The sequence below is a fragment of the Arthrobacter sp. 10L424 genome, from assembly GCF_056395325.1.
In genome coordinates this window covers 21,550-39,825 of the sequence record NZ_JBFTJH010000003.1, presented here as the reverse complement: position 1 = coordinate 39,825, position 18,276 = coordinate 21,550, and the positions used below count along the sequence as shown (strand labels likewise).

The window sequence follows — 18,276 nt, the reverse complement described above, 5'->3', positions numbered from 1 at the left end:
ATGTCGCTGCATTTTGAGGTCTTTGATCTCGACTTTCCCGCAGGTTCACCCAACAAGTCAGCAACATTGATCACCGGCCCGTCAAAGGCCCTCCTCGTGGACGCCGGCTTCACCCGGGCCGACGGTCATCGTCTCGTCGCGGCCATCCTGGACTCCGGTAAAGAACTGGACACCGTTTTCATCAGCCACGCTGACCCTGACTACTACTTCGGCCTGGAAGTCATCGTCGATGCGTTCCCAAATGCCACAGTCCTGGCGACACCGATCGTCATCGAGCACATCCAGGCAACCTACGAAGGCAAACTCCAGGCGTGGGCAGCACTGGGTGCCAACCTTCCGACCCGCTTGGCAACGATCGCGCCCCTGAGTGCAGACGCGATCGAACTCGACGGGTGCCGCTTCGAACTCCGAGGCGGCTCTGACCTGCTACCTGACAGGCACTACCTCTACAACGTCGATCAGAATGCAGTCGTCGGTGGAGTCCTTGTCTTCCAGGAAGAACACGTCTGGACCGCAGACACGGCCACCCCCGAACAGCGCTCGGCTTGGATCGAACTCCTTGACCAGATGCGGGCCCTCAACCCGGATCTCGTCATCGCAGGCCACCGGCTGCCGGGAACGGCCAACGATTCCACAGCCATCGACTACACACGGTCCTACCTCCAGGAATTCGAACGGATCCTCGCCCGCTCAGCAAATGCCGCGGCTGTTACGGCTGCCCTGATCGAAAGCTACCCAAACTCCGGGATGTTGATCGCGGCACAAATCGGACCCAAGGTCGCCAAGGGGGAAATGACATGGGGCTGAGTGACTACACCGAACTTGCCCGCTCAACCTCGCCGCGCGATGTCGTCCGCCGGCAGTATCTGGCATCAGCAGCAGGTGACCTCGAAGCGCTCCGCGCCACGATGGCCCCGGATGTTGAATGGACTGAGATGGCCGGCTTCCCCCTCGCAGGGACCTACCGCACCCCCGACGGGGTCACGTCCAATGTCATGGAAATTCTCGGCCGGGACTGGGACGGCTGGGCAGCCCACGACGACACATACATCGTCGAAGGTGAAAACGTAGTGGTCCTCGCCAGGTACACCGCCACGCACCGGGCAACCGGGAACCCATTGAACGTCCGGGTGGCCCACCATTTCATCGTCCGCGGCGGACTCATCGTCCGCTTCGAACAATTCGTCGACACCGCGAAAGTCGTCGAAGCAAGCCTGTTGGTATAAGTCTGCGACGACTTTCGTTTCACCCTCAAGGCCGGCTGAAGGGAGCCCCCACGAATCCCGCATATGAAGCCTGCGGCGTCCGCCTGCTTCTGCTGGGTTCAAACTTCCGTGACACCTTTAAAGGTTCGCGGGCAACTCACCAATGAGCGCATCTTCGCGCGTGAAGACTCATCGCCGCAAAATCCCGCGGCTGATTGCAGTCCGTCATCCACCGCCGCGCGATCCTTCCTGTTCAGCCCCAGCTCCGTCGATGAGCGCTGCGAACTGAGAGTTGCTGAGCACCTTCAGTCCGAACTCCTCCGCCTTGTCGCGGACTGCCGCGTCCCCAGTGACGACGAACCACTCCGGGGCCATGAGGTATTGGGTGTCGTGCTCTTGGCCCTCGAGGGCGCATGCGACGACCAGCGGGTCGGCGTTACCTAGGTTGGCGTAGAGGTTGACGAGCCGGGTGTCAGTGTCCGGCACTGTGGCCATGACCTCGACCAGCAGCTGGAGCACCCTTGGCGTCGTCGGGTGGACGTTGTCGCGCAGCGATGTGATGTCTGGAAAGCCCTTGGCCTCGTGCAGTACAGCCTCCGGTATGACGGCGCTCTCCAGAAAGTACTCGCTCGCTCGTCGCCTTCTTCCAAGCTGACTGAGCGCGTTTGTGTCGACGACGTACCGTCGCCCGAAGTCGCTCATCCGAGAGCCCGCCTGAGGTCATCGATCTGAGTTGGCTTGAGGTGGTTCAAACAGACTGCACGGCAGAACTCGCCTGGTGAGATGCTCTGGTTATCAAGCGCGTGCAGCATCCTCCGGCTGAGTTCCCTCCCGTTGTACTTCCGAACGGCATTCTCAGGGTGAATCGGGCTCCGAGGACCGCCCTTGGGGCGGCTCCGGAACTCCTCCCGCAACTGCGCGAGGTAGTTGCTCGTGGTCTCAGCATTGATCATTCCCAGCCTCATCGCGCGCACCGTTACGGCGCTCGCAGTGACCTTGAATGCGTCCGACGCGATCCTCATGTCATCGAGCGACGTGGGTCGGATCGCCTTAAACCGGTCGCATGGCATCAGCATTGCACCAGCGATATCGTACTCCCGCCCGGGATCCGTCTGAACGCTGCCGCCGTCCCAGGTCATTGGAGCGAATATTCTTCGGGCCACGAGCACCGTCATCAGCGCCAGCGTGAAGATGGTCCGACCGGCCGGCTCCTGGTCGTCCCCGTGGTCTCCTCCTGCCAGAAAGATAAACGGGACCTTGTTGTCTCGGATCGTCATGCCACTGAACTTCACGTGCGTCAAGCGCTGCGGCATGTAGTGCTGGACACTTCGCGACACCAAAACCTGGTTGGCTTCGAGACGATCAATCATGAGATCGAGCGCCTTCTCCTTGGTCTTGCACGCACGGACCGCCTCGTGCGAAAGGCCTATGGCCGACATGAGCCGTGCTGCGTCGGCATCGATGGATGACCCGTCATCACGGAGCACGCCCACAATCTTGTTCCGCTGGAGCGACTTATCGTGCTTCCGGACGAGGTGCTGTTTTCGGATCAGGTCCTTGACGATAAGTTCGACGTCCCGCAGCTCCACCTTCGAGCGCGACCCTATCGAGAACGTGTCTTTGCCGAGTCCCGCAAGCAACTTCTCATTCTTCTTCTTTACCTGCTCCTGCACCAGCGCAAACGGTGCGAAGAACAGGGAGTATGGGATGTCGCCTTTCTCCGCAAGCGACACGAGGTCGGAGAACTTTATTCGGTGCGATCCGAGCGCATTCTCATAGCCCTTATAGGTTCCCGCCACGGAATTGTCGAGCAGCAACCTGAACACCGCCTCGTCAACCGGGACGGTCTCTCCATCCAAAACAACCTCAATCGCCAAATAAGCTCCCCCTTACCACTCACGATGTCGTGCCTGCACTCTCGATCCACCCGAGTGCATACCCTTCGTCGCCCATCATCGCGCGTCACCTCTGAATATTCTGCGCGAGCACTTCCTCTTCCTTGAAGACTTCCCGACCTGACACATGCCGCCAGATCACGTGGTCTAGCCGGCGTGGCTCCGTGGGGTACAGCTCCGCAACCCCCTTGATCAGGGCCGCAGCATCTTCCTCGCTGAGCCGCCGGTTCTCCAGCTCGACGTTCTCCTTGATGAACCGAATCACCATACGGTCCGGCTTCACCGACTGGAAGCCGGCCAGGATAAGTAGGTAGTTGTACGTCACGCCGGAACGCTGGCTTGGCAGGTCCAGCCAGACGTTCTTCAACTTGGTGAGATGCTCGTCCTCGGCGTAAGCCCGGTGCAGGTCATCCCGTGTTCTGTAGTTCAGCTCGTGGAGTCTCTCAGCCGCCTGCCGGATCACCTCGGCTTTCAGAGGGGCGTTTTTCTTGGTATGCGCCGGCTTGCGGTTATCCACGACTTCGTCTGCCCAGACAGCCGCACTGTTGCCACGGCGGCAAAGGTCGCCAGGAGCTCCTTGGTGCCGTCCTGGTCCGCGTCACCGTTCTCGGCGCGCCGGTAGGCCCGGTACTCATTCACGACATTGATGACGCTGTTGTAGTGAGAGCCCGTCGAGAAGATGGAGTCAATGATGCAGAGCGCCAGGCTGTGCGGGTAGCCATCGGCGGCAATCCACTTGCTCTCGTCCTTAAAGATGCCTCGGCATACCGCTGTCAGCTTTTCCGCTTCGGCGGTGAAGTCAGTCGTCACTCTCGGACTCTAGCAAGCATCATCAAGATCTTCGGGATTCAGGTAGACGTAGTAGCGAACCTGGTCGGGGGTGGATGGATTTAGTGTGAATCCTGTCTCTGGATCGAACGAGCAAAATTGCCTCCCCTGTCGTTCGACATAGGAGGCACGGCCGTCGGTTGGCTCGTAGTCAGCGCTTGACTGCCAGCTTGTTTCGCAACCACAGCTACCACTGGGCCCAGCGATGAACGGAACGGGATCACGAACGCATGGAATACCACCGGCCACATCGTGCTATCCGGGTAGCCGTCGGCTGTTATCCACGTCGCTGGGTCACCGAAGATGGCATGGCACGCCTCCGTAAGCCTTACCGCTTCGGCAGCGAAGCCGGTTGTCATGGTGGACCTCTAGCTCGGCACCCCGTCAGGACTTTGGGACTGTCCCCCGGGAAGGCAATCCACGTGCAGTGGGCTCGAATCGATCGATTCGCCCGATCCCAAGTTAACTTTCGCCACCAAGGTCTCAATCCCTAGCTTCCTGTCCCGCATGAACGCCACCAGATTGATGACTTCGGGGAGGAAATACAGCCAGCGTGCTGACTGACCCGACTCGAGGCGGTGAGGTAACTTCGGGTTGTCGTACGGGAAGTAGTTGTCCCCGGCACGGGCAATCCCACAGGGACGGTAATAGAGCATATGCCCGTCCCAATAGGCCGGCAGTGTCCCCGTGTTCCGCACTGTGAGTAGCAGGACTTGATTCCCGAGGTTGTTGTACTGCTCGATACCAATGAATTTTTTAGCTGTGGCGGTCGGGAACTCCACCAAGCCCTGCGCCCCAAAATAACCCAACCCCAATTCTGCTACCACCGTGCGTTGAGGTGGGGCGGCTGAGATGGCTGTTAGTATGGCGTCAATCAGGGCGTCTTCATCGATGCCGGACAGATTCTGCCGCTCGATGCCCATGGAGCCTTCCCGCTCGGACTTCCACTCCACCAGTCTCTCGACGGAGTAGCGGTCCGGGTGGCGCTTGTCTACGAGGTCATGGTGAGGCTTACAAAGCAGGATCAGGTTTGCAAAGGCTCTGCGCTCGTCATCCGTCATGTTTGGGTCATTGCGAGGACCGTCCGGGCTTGCAGCTCGGATGTGTGCAATTTGAACCTCAGTAAAAGGCTCTTCATCGATGAAGGTGACCACCGAGCGTGGGCAGTCGGGGTAGTAGCACGTCGTCCCTGAAAGGGCGTAGAGCGCACGCACAGTGGCACTGGTGTATCGACGAGGACCGGGGCTGCTCTTACTCACACAGGGAGCCTAACAGTGGCTTGGCCCAGGTCTGGGCTTGGACTAGCGCAGGGTGTTAGCCTTGACAGCCTCGTCAAGGAACAGCACTTAGCGTGCCGGGTTGTGAACGCCGTCGAGGTCGAGCAGGATGATCGGCTTCATGGGTGCGACCCTTTCACGACCGCCCGTCATCGCCAACTGCCAGCCGGGTTGCTGCCGCCACGCGCCAGACACTTGGCGTTCGCGTGGATGCCCTCGTTGTCGTCTTCGAAAGTTCCGCCGCAGTCACTGCACTGGATCCTGAATCCGTTGGCGCTGCCGATGTAGCGTGGGTTCTCGCTGATCTCCCGCAGTCGTGCCGCCCTGGCATCTTTGGCCGCCTGGCGTGCGGCGATCTCGGTCGCGTCCCTGGCCTCAGACATCCAGAGGGCCCGGGGCCGCGGGCCGATGAACTCCGGGTGGCCTTCCTCAATGCGCGCCGGCCGGTGCACCGTCTTAGGCCTGAAGGTTTGCTCCCTTGGCGGCCCAGGGCGCGCGCCCGGTTCCGGCGGCTTGGGAACGTCAACCTCCGCCTGGCTACGTTCGGCAATTGCTGACCACTTCGAATTTGGTATCGAAGACACCCACCGCCCCTGGACCAGGTCGTTGCATGTAGGGCATGCGAACCCCAGAGGCTTACCGGGTCGGTTCACGGTGACCAATTTGCCTCGGACCAGCGAGCCGCCAGCGGCCTGAAGCCAGGCCTCGACCGGGACAAGGACACGGTCAAGGCTTTCAGGGCCCGGCCGGTATGGGCGAAGATCAATCCTCGCCGGCGGCTCCAGCAGCCGCCAGATGAGGAAAGGGTGGCCGGAGCCAGAACAGCTGACGATGCTCGCCCACACATTCATCCCCGCCCTAACTGCGGGTACAGCCCCGACGTCCGGTGCCACAGCTTGAACCGCGAACAGCGAGTCCCTTTCCACCTTGCGTTCCACCTCCTCCTTGCCCACGAGCTGTCTCGCTTTGGCCTCCTGAGCAGCCTTCACCCTGGCGGCCTCCGCGGCTTCGGCGCGCTCAGCCTCCAGTCGCTGGATGGTGTCCCACTGGTGCCGTGGCGTCCCGTGAGGCCACTTGAATCTTGGTTGCAGGACCGCGTCCACTATCGCCCCGGACCGGGCCATCTTTCCGATGAGCGGCTGGTGGTCGAGCAGCTCCATCAATTCAGCAGGATTCCCGGGCAGGTCGCTGGCCTTGCCGAAGCCCGTTACGATCATCGGCAGCTGCACCCGGAACCAATCGAAGTCTTTGGGGACAACCCACACCGGGCCGATGCGATCGTCCACGTAACGCTGGGACCGGCGCACGAACTCTTCCTCGGTCTGCTGCGAGAGCTGGACTTCGAACGCAAGCCGCCGGCCGTCCGTGTTAGTGGCCAAGACGTCGGCAGTCCAGGCCCGCTCGGGATGAGCGGCCTCCACCTCCGCGGTCCACCCCGGGGCCGCGTTGATCCTGTCCTTCAGCGCCTGCTTCATGGCCAGGTGCTGGGGCGACTCCGACTTGTGCACGACGGGGCACTCAAGGCTCGGGTAATGGGCGAAGTACTGGCGGCCCATGTGGGAGGTCACCCGTTTGGCCCGCAGCCCGCATTCAATCAGCACCAGCTCCGCATAGCGCGGATGTTTCACCAGATCACGCCACGGCCGATGAGCCATCTCAGTCGCATCGACTCGCTCACCATTGATGTACGCCACCAGCTGCAACGAAGATCCCCCCACCACCACGCCCATTGTCACCTGGCGGTCAATCTACCTGCCGTCCGCCGACGGCGCCATCAGGAACCGTTGACGATTCGAGCCCGCTGCTACGACAGAGCAGGGCACCCCGGTTGGCGCAGACCCTTTGCAGGATCCTCAGGCGCCCTTGCGTTTTCCGGTATGAATAGGGCATGACCAGTTCAACGAAGGACACGCGATCACCGTCCCTGTCGGTCCTGCCACTAATTTCTGGTGGGCATTCCAGTCCCAGAACTTCCGGCATGTCTATCTCGACGGCACCTTGTGGGCACCTTTAGCCGAGTTTCATCAAATGCCCCTGTCGTCGCAGTCCGGGTTTCCTTGAGGACTTCTGAGACAACAACTTGTACCGCCGTTTCGCAGCTGTGAATTTCTACGATAAATGGCGGTCTTTTTGCAGCGCTAAATGTCACCCTCACTGACTTCGGCTGCCGGTGGGAACGCGGCCCGCACCGGCAGTCACGTCCGTTGTCGACTCCTGCCGACTGTCTTGAAACGCTAGGGTTTCGAGGCACTGAGGTTATGAGACACAGGGGATCCAGATGCGGCGACCCCTTCAGGTGTCCGTAAGGGGATCGGCTTGCGGGCATCCCAGTCACTCGAGCCGCGATGAAGGAAGCAGCATTGATGGACGACGCCGAGTCCTCAGCGCCCATCAGGCAGCCTTGATCTAAGTTCTTCTGCAAAGGAAGCGATGGTCCCACTCATACGGATTGCTTGGCCCGCTGTACGCATAAGCGACAGGTGGGGTTGAACCATCTCTCTGGGCCACGGATACCTGGCGAACCAGTTTCTCGAAATCGTCCAATGTAGAATTATCGCCGAGATTGGCGAACACCTCGAGCGCACCCGCAAGATTTAAATCAGTCAATTTCCCCCCACCTTTGACCTAAATAGCTCTATTTATGGAGTAGCGTATATCCGAAATCCTCAAGCGTGTAGATATGATTATTCAATTCAACTCGCGTGAACCCTTTGTAAGGCGCATCCAAGCCATTGAAAGCAGTTCCAAAGACTAGCAGAGCCTCCACTGCATTTTTCATCCAATATTGCTTTTCGTTCTCGTCGCTGAATGTGCGATTGACTAGGTGCGCGGCTCTACTTTGAGATCGAGGGGCACTTCCAAAGGTGTTAAATTTGAAAAGCGTGAACTTAAGTCCAGTTTCAGCGTCAACGACGGATTCTCGCGACGTGGTGAAAGGAATTCCGCCGCTTTCAGTTAGCAGCTCGAAAACTTCCGTGGTGTAGCGGCTGCCGGTTACTAACCATTCGAGATATACGCCGGCGTCGGCATCTGCGACTCGAGGCACCAGATTGTCCTCGGTTTTTTCGACTCTAAACATGCAAATCTCCCCCCAGGCTTGCAAAGAGCCCGCCCTATTGAACTCCACCCAGTGGGGCAGAGCCGCGACTATTATCACAGCAAGGAGTGCTTTCTGTCATTACTCCAATCGATGTTTTTTGCGATTCTTTTTCGGTTTCGTTTCCCCGATCTGAGCCGGAGGGGTCCCGCAAGGGGTTATTGGGCTTTCGACAAGAAGCGAAGGACTCCACTCCTCAACGTTTTACAAAGGTGCGAGCAGCACCTTGTCTGCAAAACGCTCCCTGAAGGAGGCGGTCACTTCGGCGTGTAGTTAGGGCGAGATGTCCAACTGGACGAAACTTCTCCTAGTCGTGGTCGTCGGCAAAATTTCTTAGTCAAAAATGCCGCCCTCGGGCGGTCTGTGAGGGAGCGACACGGGAAGTTGGGACCGGGGTGGTTTGTGTCCGTCGTAGGCGCATTTCTTGAACGGGCCTTCTTTGTCTATGAGGACGCGCATGTGGATGTCGGCGTGGGTTAGCCACCAGGTGCTGATGCCGAGGGCCGGCTCCATGCGGAGGTGCTCCCAGGGACGCCAGATTGCTTCCACCCGGATGAGGGCTTCGGGGTGTTTGTACCACTCGGGGCCCACAGCGTATCGCCGCGGGTCAAGGACCGGCAGGGGCCGCACCGTAAGGGGCGTCCCGTATAGAGCCCTCAAACCGTCCCGTTAGCCGGTCCCTCACCGGAGCAACCACAACCCAAAATTTCCGGATCACGATCGCCGCGTTGTGGGGCCAGTCGATTCCCGTAAGACCTTCCCGCAAAATGCCCGGTGATGGGGGCTAAACGGTACATCCAAAACTATGACCGGGCTCCTCATCGGATGCGCCCGCGTATCCACGAACGACCAAGACCTACCGCCCGGAAGAATGCCCTCGTTGCTCTTGGACTGTCATCGGAGAAGAGGTTCACCGACCAGGGACTCGCCCGTGCCGACCGGGCACGCGCCGAGCTCAAGGAAGCGCTAGCCGCCTGACCGTCAACAAGTCGCACCAAGTCATGCACATGCCTGGCAACGTCGCCATGAACAGTCATGACATCAAGAAATGCAAACCAGCAAAGGCAGCACATCTCCCCCAGCCAGCGTTCAGTCATGCAGTTAGCGGCACTCCGGGCCATGAACGAGTAGGCAGCATCACCGCTGCCGGAAATCAAGAAAAGGAGCCACCCGGCTACAGAAACGGCCACCAACGAAAAAGGGCCCCCGCAGGGGCCCATCAGTGAACAGTTTGTGCACACTCAGAGGCTCACAAGCCCCTGAACAGGGAAAACACGTGCCCGAGGTGGGACTCGAACCCACACACCTTTCGATACCGCATTTTGAGTGCGGCGCGTCTGCCAATTCCGCCACTCGGGCGCGGAGTACACCGGTGTCATAATCGCCCAACCCACAGTGCTGTGAGCAACGCGATCGCTTCCAGTGCGCGAAATTACTCTACATGCAGATAGGCTGAATTCCAGAATCGCGCCAGTGACGCCGCATCGAACATAACCGGTCCAAGTACAACAGCGGACAGAACCTAAGATGGTCCTGTTCCCGCCGTACCTTTCCAAGGAGTTCCCGTGTCAGAACAGACGGAGTCAAACCCCACGTCCAAGCCGGCGCGCCGCGTGGTTGTTGCCGAGGATGAAACCCTCATCCGGCTCGACATCATCGAGATCCTGCGGGGCGAGGGCTACGACGTCGTCGGCGAAGCGGACAACGGCGAGAAGGCCGTGCAGCTCGCCGAGGAACTGAAGCCGGACCTGGTCCTCATGGACGTCAAGATGCCCGTCATGGACGGCATCTCTGCTGCCGAGAAGATCGTCAAGGCCCGGATCGCCCCCGTGGTCCTCCTGACCGCGTTCAGCCAGAAGGAACTCGTCGAGCGGGCCCGCGACGCGGGCGCCATGGCCTACGTGGTCAAGCCGTTCACCCCGGCGGATCTCATCCCGGCCTTGGAAATTGCCCTGTCACGCCACGAGGAAATCAAGGCCCTCGAAAGCGAAGTGACCGACCTGCAGGAGCAGTTCGCCACCCGCAAGCTCGTGGAGCGCGCCAAGAGCCTCCTGACTACCAAGATGGGCCTGACGGAGCCGGAAGCCTTCCGCTGGATCCAGAAGACCTCGATGGACCGCCGCCTGAGCATGCGCGAGGTTGCCGAGACCATCATCAACCAGGTCAACTAGCAGCCGGCAAGCAAACAAAAGAGACCAAAAAGGGAGGGTCCCCGCCGCGTGTGAAACGTGGCGGGGACCCTCCCTTTTGTCTAACCGAGCGACTAGGCCTTAGCGCTCTTCTTCTTCTTTTCCGGCCAGGGGCCGAGCTTGTCCTTGGCGACCTCGGCTTCGCCGGTGCTGCCGGCATCCGCGAGGTCACCGACCTTGTGGACCTTCAGCATGTTCGTGGAACCCGCCTTTCCGGGAGGCGAACCGGCGGCGATGACCACCATGTCGCCGTCTTCCACGACGTCGAGGCTCAGCAGGCTGCGGTCGACCTGCGCGGTCATCGCATCGGTGTGGTTCACCATCGGAACCAGCACCGGCATGATGCCCCAGGTCAGCGCCAGCTGGTTCCAGACCTGCTCCACAGGCGTGAACGCAAAGACAGGCCGGATCGGGCGGAGCCGCGAGAGTCGGCGTGCCGAGTCGCCGGACTGGGTGAAGGTACAGATGTACTTCGCATCCAGCTGGTCGGCGATTTCGACGGCGGCACGGGTGATGGCGCCGCCCCGGGTCTTGGGCTTGGTGCCCAGCGGGGGGACGCGCTCCAGGCCGTGGACCTCGGTGGATTCGATGATCCGGGCCATGGTCTTGACGGTCTCGATCGGGAACTTGCCCACGCTGGTCTCGCCCGAGAGCATCACTGCGTCGGCGCCGTCGAGGACGGCGTTGGCGCAGTCGGAGGCCTCGGCGCGGGTCGGGCGCGGGTTGTCGATCATCGACTCGAGCACCTGGGTTGCCACGATGACCGGCTTGGCCCAGCGGCGGGCCAGTTCAATGGCGCGCTTCTGGACGATCGGCACTTCCTCGAGGGGAAGCTCCACGCCGAGGTCGCCACGGGCAACCATGATGGCGTCGAAGGCGTCGATGATCTCGGGGAGCTGGTCGACGGCCTGCGGCTTTTCGATCTTGGCGATGACCGGGACGCGGCGGCCTTCTTCGTCCATGATCTCGTGCACGCGCTTGATGTCCGAGGCGTCGCGGACGAAGGAGAGGGCGACCATGTCCACGCCGCGGCGCATGGCCCAGCGGAGGTCGTCCTCGTCTTTTTCGCTCAGCGCCGGAACGTTGACCGCAACGCCGGGCAGGTTGATGCCCTTGTTGTTCGAGACGTACCCGCCGACGATCACCTGCGCGACGACCTTGACGTCGTCGACGTCGATCGCGCGCAGTGCGACCTTGCCGTCGTCGATCAGCAGCGCGTCGCCGGGGTTGACGTCTTCGGTGAGGCTCTTGAGCGTCGTGGAGCAGATGTCCTTGGTGCCCGGTACGTCCTCCGTGGTGATGGTGAACGTGTCACCCACGGCAAGGAGGTGCGGTCCGTCCACGAATCGGCCGAGGCGGATCTTCGGCCCCTGCAGGTCGGCCATGACGGCGACGGGCTTACCGAGCTGTCCTGCTGCCTTGCGGACGTTCTCGTACGTGGAGTCGTGCACGGAGTAGTCGCCGTGGCTCATGTTCATGCGGGCCACGTCGACGCCGGCTTCCAGCACCGCGAGAGTGTTCTCGAAGCTTGCGATTGCCGGTCCGAACGTGGCCACGATTTTAGCGCGTCTCATATACCTACCCTAGTAGTCGATTGCATGGATGAAGTTGTTTCAGGATGAACGGCCGGAGACCGTTGGATGCGGCCTACAGGACGGCCATGGCCCGGTCGGTCGGCGCCACGGGAGCCGGAAGGATGGTGCTGCCCATGAGGAACTTGTCCACCGCGGCGGCGCAGGCGCGTCCCTCGGCGATGGCCCAGACGATCAGCGACTGTCCGCGGCCGGCGTCCCCGGCGACGAAGATGCCTTCCGTGTTGGTCATGTAGTAGCCGTCGCGGGCCACGTTGCCGCGGCCGTCGAACTCGGCGCTGACCTGCTCGGTGATCCCGGCCGGTTCCGGGCCGGTGAAGCCGAGGGACAGGAAGACCAGGTCCGCGGGGATGATCCGCTCGGTGCCGGCCTTCGGGAGGCGCTTGCCGTCGACAAACTCCGTCTCGGCCACCTTCACGCCCGTGAGCTTGCCGTTCTCGCCAACAAACTCCACGGTGGAGGCGAGGTAGGTGCGTTCGCCGCCTTCCTCGTGGGCGCTGGCAACTTCGAACAGGGTGGGGAACGTCGGCCACGGCTGGTGGCTGGCGCGTTCCGCCGGCGGCTGCTTGCCGATCGCCAGGGTGGTGACCGAGGCGGCCTGGTGCCGGTGCGCCGTGCCGAGGCAGTCCGCGCCGGTGTCGCCGCCGCCGAGGATGATCACGTGCTTGCCGGCGGCGTTGATCTGGTTTTCCACCGTCTCCCCCGCCACCACGCGGTTGGCCGGGACGAGGTAGTCCATCGCGTAGTGCACGCCCTCGAGCTCGCGGCCCGGAATGGGCAGGTCACGCGGGACGGTGGCGCCGGTGGCGACCACGACGGCGTCATACCGGCGGCGCAGCTGCTCCCACGTCACGTCGGTGCCGACGGCGACGCCGGTCCGGAAGCGGGTGCCTTCGGCCTTCATCTGCTCCAGCCGGCGGTCCACGTGCTCTTTTTCCATCTTGAAATCGGGGATCCCGTACCGCAGGAGGCCGCCGATCTTGTCGTCGCGTTCGTAGACGGCGACGGTGTGGCCCACGCGGGTCAGCTGCTGCGCGACGGCGAGCCCGGCGGGGCCGGAGCCGACGACGGCGACGGTCTTGCCGGAAAGGCGGGCCGGCGGCAGCGGGTTGACCCAGCCGTTCTCGAACGCCTGGTCCACGATCGAGACCTCGACCTGCTTGATGGTCACGGCGGGCTGGTTGATGCCCAGCACGCAGGACGCCTCGCAGGGTGCCGGGCAGAGCCGCCCGGTGAACTCGGGGAAGTTGTTGGTGGCGTGCAGCCGCTCCATGGCTTCCTCGCCCTTGTCCCGCCAGACCAGGTCATTCCATTCCGGAATGAGGTTGCCCAGCGGGCAGCCCTGGTGGCAGAACGGCACGCCGCAGTCCATGCAGCGGCCGGCCTGGGCCTTGAGGACTCCCTTTTCCTGGGCCTCATAGACTTCCTTCCAGTCCATGATGCGGACCGGAACTGGACGGCGGGGCTGGGTTTCGCGCTGACGTACTTTCAGAAATCCGCGTGGATCAGCCACCGGTCACCTCCAGGATTCGAGACCAAACTTCTTCGCCGTCGGGGTCAAGGCCCTCTTCGATGGCGTCAAGACGGGTTTGCAGGACGGCCGCGTAGTCGCGCGGCAGCACCTTGGTGATGCGGGCTGCGGTGTCGTCGAAGTTCTCGAGCAGCCGGGCCGCGAGCAGCGATTCGGTCTCCTCGGAGTGCTTGACCAGCAGTCCATGGACAATGTCACGGTCCTCGGCATCCAGTTCGCGCAGCTGCAGCTCACCGGCCTCCAGGGCCTGCTTGTTGACGCGTTCGGTCTGCAGGTCCAGCACGTAGGCCGTGCCGCCGGACATGCCGGCACCGAAGTTGCGGCCGGTGCGCCCGATGATGAGCGTCTGGCCGCCGGTCATGTACTCGCAGCCGTGGTCGCCGATTCCTTCGACCACCGCGGTGGCGCCGGAGTTGCGGACCAGGAAGCGTTCGCCGACCTGGCCGCGCAGGAACATCTCGCCGCTGGTGGCGCCGTAGCCGATCACGTTGCCGGCGATTACGTTGCGTTCCGCCGGGAAGACGTTCGTGCGGTCCGGTCGGACGATGATGCGCCCGCCGGAGAGGCCCTTGCCGACGTAGTCGTTGGAGTCCCCGAACATCCGCAGCGTGATGCCGGCCGGCAGGAAGGCGCCGAGCGACTGGCCGGCGGTGCCGGTCAGCGTGATGTCGATGGTGTCCGTCGCCAGCACGTCGGTGCTGAACGTTTTGGTGACCACGTGGCCGAGCATCGTGCCGACGGAACGGTCTGTGTTGATGACGTTCACGGAGATCTTCACCGGTGTGCGGTCGCTCAGCGCTTCCGCGGCCATCACCATCAGGCGCTGGTCGAAGTGCTTGTCCAGCTCGTGGTTCTGGCCGGTGAGGTTGCGCAGCGGGGCGTCGTCGTCGAACTCGAGCCCGTGCAGGATCGGGTCCAGGTCCAGCCCTTCGGCCTTCCAGTGGTTGATCGCCTCGCGGGTGTCGAGCATTTCGGCGTGGCCGATCGCTTCCTCGATGCTCCGGAAGCCCAGCTCGGCCAGGATCTCGCGGACTTCCTCGGCAAGGAATTCGAAGAAGTTGACCACGAATTCGGGCTTGCCGGTGAAGCGGGAGCGCAGCTCCGGGTTCTGCGTCGCGACGCCCACCGGGCAGGTGTCGAGGTGGCAGACGCGCATCATGATGCAGCCGGAGACCACCAGCGGGGCGGTGGCGAAACCGAACTCCTCGCCGCCGAGCAGCGCGGCGATCACGACGTCGCGGCCGGTCTTGAGCTGGCCGTCCACCTGCACCACCACACGGTCGCGCAGGCCGTTGAGCATAAGGGTCTGCTGTGTCTCGGCGAGGCCGAGTTCCCACGGCACACCCGCATGCTTGAGCGAGTTCAGCGGCGAGGCGCCGGTGCCGCCGTCGTGACCGGAAACGAGGACGACGTCGGCCTTGGCCTTCGTGACGCCGGCAGCCACCGTGCCGATCCCGACCTCGGAGACCAGCTTGACGTGCACGCGGGCCGAGGGGTTCGCACGCTTCGCGTCGTAGATCAGCTGCGCGAGGTCCTCGATCGAGTAGATGTCGTGGTGCGGCGGCGGGGAGATGAGTCCGACGCCGGGCGTCGAGTGCCGCGTCCGGGCCACCCAGGGATAGACCTTCTGCGCCATCAGCTGCCCGCCCTCGCCAGGCTTCGCGCCCTGCGCCATCTTGATCTGGATATCGTCGGCGTTGGTCAGGTACAGGCTGGTCACCCCGAAGCGGCCGGACGCGATCTGCTTGACCGCGGAACGGCGCTCGGGATCGAGCAGTCGGTCCACGTCCTCGCCGCCTTCACCGGTGTTGGACTTGCCGCCCAGCCGGTTCATGGCGATCGCCAAGGTTTCGTGGGCCTCCTGGGAGATGGAGCCGTAGCTCATCGCGCCGGTGGAGAACCGCTTCACGATGCTGGAGACGGACTCGACTTCCTCGAGCGGGACCGCTGGGCGCACCCCGGCCTTGAACTTCAGGAGCCCGCGCAGGGTCATGAGGTTCTCGGACTGGTCGTCCACGCCGCGGGTGTAGGACTTGAAGATGTCGTACCGGCGCTCACGCGTGGCGTGCTGCAGCCGGAACACGGTCTCCGGATTGAACAGGTGCGGCTCGCCGTCGCGGCGCCACTGGTACTCGCCGCCGCCCATCAGAGCCTGGTGGGGCTGCTCGATGCCGTTCTCGGGGTACGCCATCCGATGGCGCGCCGCGACCTCGGCCGCGATGACGTCGAGGCCGACGCCGCCGAGCTGGGAGTGCGTGCCGGAGAAGTACTCGTCCACGAGGTCCTGGCCGAGGCCCAGGGCTTCGAACGTCTGGGCTCCCGTGTAGGAGGCAACGGTGGAGATGCCCATCTTGGACATGATCTTCAGGACGCCCTTGCCGAGGCCCTTGATCAGGTTGTAGACGCCGTCCTGCGGGGTCACTCCAAGGACGTCGCCGGTGGAGATGAGCTGTTCCACGGATTCCATGGCCAGGTACGGGTTCACCGCGGAGGCGCCATAGCCGATCAGGACGGCCACGTGGTGCGTTTCGCGGACGTCGCCGGCCTCGACCACCAGGGCGGTCTTGGTACGGTTGGCGCTGCGCAGCAGGTGGTGGTGCACGGCGCTGACGAGGAGCAGAGACGGGATCGGCGCCCACTGGGCGTTCGAGTCGCGGTCCGAGAGGACGACGTATTGCACGCCGCGGTTGATGGCACCGGAGACCTGCTCGCAGATTTCGGTGAGCCGGGCGCGGAGCGCATTCTCGCCGCCCTCGGGGCGGTAGAGGCCGCGGACCTTCATGGCGACCTTGTCGCCGTCGGCGTTCTCGATGTTCGCGATCTTGGCGAGCTGGTCGTTGTTGATCACGGGGAACGGCAGCGAAACCTGCGGCTGGCGGACCTGCTTGGTGTCCAGCAGGTTGCCGTTGGGCCCGATCGCGCAGGTCAGCGACGTGACGAGTTCTTCGCGGATGGCGTCCAGCGGCGGGTTGGTGACCTGCGCGAAGGACTGCACGAAGTAGTCGAAGAGCAGCCGGGGGCGCTTGGAGAGCACGGCCACCGGTGTGTCCGAACCCATGGCGCCGAGCGGCTCTGCGCCGGTGCGGGCCATCGGGCCGAGCAGGATCTTCAGTTCCTCGGTGGTGTAGCCGAAGGTGCGCTGGCGGATGTTGACCGACGCGGCGGTGTGGACCACGTGCTCACGTTCGGGCAGGTCCTTGAGGTCGATCAGGTTGTGCTTGAGCCACTCGGCCCAGGGGTTCGCTGCGGCAACCTCGGCCTTGACCTCGGCGTCGTCGATGATCCGGCCTGCGTCGGTGTCCACGAGGAACATCTTGCCGGGTGAGACGCGGCCCTTCTTGACCACCTTGGAGGGTTCGACGTCGATCACGCCGACCTCGGAGGCGAAGACGACGAGGCCGTCCTCGGTAATCCAGTACCGGCCGGGGCGCAGCCCGTTGCGGTCCAGCGTTGCGCCGACCAGGCTGCCGTCGGTGAAGGAAACGGCGGCGGGGCCGTCCCACGGTTCCATGAGCAGCGAGTGGTACTCGTAGAAGGCACGGCGGGCGGGATCCATCGTGGCGTGGTTTTCCCAGGCCTCGGGGATCATCATCATGATCGAGTGCGTGATCGGCCGGCCGGAGAGCCAAAGCAGTTCCGCGACCTCATCGAAGGAGGCCGAGTCTGAGGCGCCGGGCGTGCAGATCGGGTACAGCTCTTCCGGCGAGTCCCCCAGCAGCGGATTGGCGAGCTGGGACTGGCGGGCACGCATCCAGTTGCGGTTTCCCTTGACCGTGTTGATTTCGCCGTTGTGGGCGATGGTCCGGAACGGCTGGGCCAGCGGCCAGGACGGGAAGGTGTTCGTGGAGAACCGTGAATGGACGATCGCGAGCTTGGTCTTGAACCGCTTGTCCGAGAGGTCCGGGTAGAACGGCTCCAGCTGGGCCGTGGTCAGCATGCCCTTGTAGACGATGGTCCGGGAGGACAGCGACGGGAAATACACGCCGAATTTGTTCTGCGCGCGCTTCCGGATGCGCCAGGCGCGGGAGTCGAGTTCGTTGCGCTCCAGCACTTCCCCGGTGCTGGAGGCAAAGAACGGCTGGGAGAAGTAGGGCATGCAGGCCCGGGCCATCGCCCCGACCAGGTCGGCCACGATCGGGACTTCGCGCCAGCCGAGGACGGTCAGGCCCTCGTCGGCCGCGAGGCCTTCGATGCCGGCTTTGGCGGCGTCGGACTCGCGCTGCTCGGACGGAAGGAACGCCGTGCCCACCACAAACTGGCCTGCGGCCGGGAGTTCGAAGTCGGTGACGGCGCGGAAGAATTCGTCCGGGATCTGCATGAGCAGTCCGGCCCCGTCGCCGGTACCTTCGTCGGCGCCCACGGCACCGCGGTGCTCGAGGTTGCGCAGGGCTGTCAGGGCGGCGTCAACGATGTCGTACCCCGGCTCACCCCGCAGCGTGGCGATGATGGCGAGGCCGCAGGCGTCCTTCTCCTGCTCGGGGTTGTAGAGTCCGGCCGCTTCGGGAAGCGCCGCGAAACGCTTGAAAGGTGACATGGCGGGCTGCTGGGGCTCGGACCAACTGGGGCTGTGCAGGGTTTGGGTCATGGGAGACGTCCTTCCTCCTGATCGTGCGTATGGGAGGGACAACATTGGCCCGCATCGGTGCGCCGGTGTGACGGGCA

14 protein-coding genes and 1 tRNA gene are annotated in these 18,276 nt (G+C 63.0%); 3 read left to right on the top strand and 12 right to left on the bottom strand.

Going from position 1 to position 18,276, the window contains the following annotated elements:
* Together AC1DC5_RS05720 and AC1DC5_RS05715 are read left to right on the top strand one after the other, a co-directional pair.
* Entirely contained in the window at positions 1 to 807 is an 807-nt protein-coding gene (locus tag AC1DC5_RS05720; RefSeq protein WP_056431851.1) for an MBL fold metallo-hydrolase, read from the top strand.
* On the top strand, positions 798 to 1,226 hold the full coding sequence (locus AC1DC5_RS05715) for a nuclear transport factor 2 family protein (protein ID WP_056431847.1): 429 nt from the start codon (positions 798 to 800) through the stop codon (positions 1,224 to 1,226). The genes AC1DC5_RS05720 and AC1DC5_RS05715 overlap by 10 nt, the downstream gene beginning before the upstream one ends.
* Before the next feature lie 204 nt (positions 1,227 to 1,430).
* Here AC1DC5_RS05715 and AC1DC5_RS05710 read toward each other — a convergent pair whose 3' ends face one another.
* From AC1DC5_RS05710 to AC1DC5_RS05670, 9 genes are all read right to left on the bottom strand, one after another.
* Positions 1,431 to 1,907, bottom strand: coding sequence for a PIN domain-containing protein (locus AC1DC5_RS05710; RefSeq protein WP_056431844.1), 477 nt, complete (start codon positions 1,905 to 1,907; stop codon positions 1,431 to 1,433).
* Entirely contained in the window at positions 1,904 to 3,082 is a 1,179-nt protein-coding gene (locus AC1DC5_RS05705; RefSeq protein ID WP_056431842.1) for a hypothetical protein, read from the bottom strand. Before AC1DC5_RS05705 ends, AC1DC5_RS05710 begins: the two co-directional genes overlap by 4 nt.
* A gap of 85 nt (positions 3,083 to 3,167) precedes the next feature.
* Positions 3,168 to 3,617 (bottom strand): hypothetical protein, encoded by a 450-nt coding sequence (locus AC1DC5_RS05700; protein ID WP_476864500.1) that lies wholly within the window; start codon positions 3,615 to 3,617, stop codon positions 3,168 to 3,170.
* On the bottom strand, positions 3,572 to 3,910 hold the full coding sequence (locus AC1DC5_RS05695) for a hypothetical protein (protein ID WP_476864499.1): 339 nt from the start codon (positions 3,908 to 3,910) through the stop codon (positions 3,572 to 3,574). The genes AC1DC5_RS05700 and AC1DC5_RS05695 overlap by 46 nt, the downstream gene beginning before the upstream one ends.
* Before the next feature lie 386 nt (positions 3,911 to 4,296).
* Entirely contained in the window at positions 4,297 to 5,187 is an 891-nt protein-coding gene (locus AC1DC5_RS05690) for a hypothetical protein (protein WP_162238834.1), read from the bottom strand.
* A 167-nt stretch (positions 5,188 to 5,354) separates the two neighbouring features.
* Positions 5,355 to 6,935, bottom strand: coding sequence for a competence protein CoiA (locus tag AC1DC5_RS05685; protein ID WP_476864982.1), 1,581 nt, complete (start codon positions 6,933 to 6,935; stop codon positions 5,355 to 5,357).
* 905 nt (positions 6,936 to 7,840) lie between these two features.
* A complete protein-coding gene (locus tag AC1DC5_RS05680; protein WP_082492762.1) occupies positions 7,841 to 8,284 on the bottom strand; it encodes a hypothetical protein in 444 nt (147 codons plus the stop codon).
* A 351-nt stretch (positions 8,285 to 8,635) separates the two neighbouring features.
* The gene (locus AC1DC5_RS05675) at positions 8,636 to 8,893 is read right to left on the bottom strand and encodes a DUF4913 domain-containing protein (RefSeq protein WP_476864498.1); all 258 of its coding nucleotides are present in this window, start codon (positions 8,891 to 8,893) and stop codon (positions 8,636 to 8,638) included.
* Positions 8,894 to 9,579: 686 nt separating this feature from the next.
* Positions 9,580 to 9,661, bottom strand: a tRNA-Leu gene (locus AC1DC5_RS05670).
* 206 nt (positions 9,662 to 9,867) lie between these two features.
* On the opposite strand from AC1DC5_RS05670, the gene AC1DC5_RS05665 reads away from it, so the two are divergent.
* Positions 9,868 to 10,473, top strand: coding sequence for an ANTAR domain-containing response regulator (locus AC1DC5_RS05665; protein WP_024368455.1), 606 nt, complete (start codon positions 9,868 to 9,870; stop codon positions 10,471 to 10,473).
* Between the two features lie 92 nt (positions 10,474 to 10,565).
* Here AC1DC5_RS05665 and pyk read toward each other — a convergent pair whose 3' ends face one another.
* The 3 genes from pyk to gltB all read right to left on the bottom strand — a co-directional run bounded on the left by pyk (position 10,566) and on the right by gltB (position 18,199).
* Positions 10,566 to 12,065 (bottom strand): pyruvate kinase, encoded by a 1,500-nt coding sequence (gene pyk, locus AC1DC5_RS05660; RefSeq protein ID WP_476864497.1) that lies wholly within the window; start codon positions 12,063 to 12,065, stop codon positions 10,566 to 10,568.
* Between the two features lie 73 nt (positions 12,066 to 12,138).
* Positions 12,139 to 13,596 (bottom strand): glutamate synthase subunit beta, encoded by a 1,458-nt coding sequence (locus AC1DC5_RS05655; protein ID WP_476864496.1) that lies wholly within the window; start codon positions 13,594 to 13,596, stop codon positions 12,139 to 12,141.
* The gene (gene gltB, locus AC1DC5_RS05650; RefSeq protein WP_476864495.1) at positions 13,589 to 18,199 is read right to left on the bottom strand and encodes a glutamate synthase large subunit; all 4,611 of its coding nucleotides are present in this window, start codon (positions 18,197 to 18,199) and stop codon (positions 13,589 to 13,591) included. Before gltB ends, AC1DC5_RS05655 begins: the two co-directional genes overlap by 8 nt.
* Positions 18,200 to 18,276 lie beyond the last annotated feature (77 nt).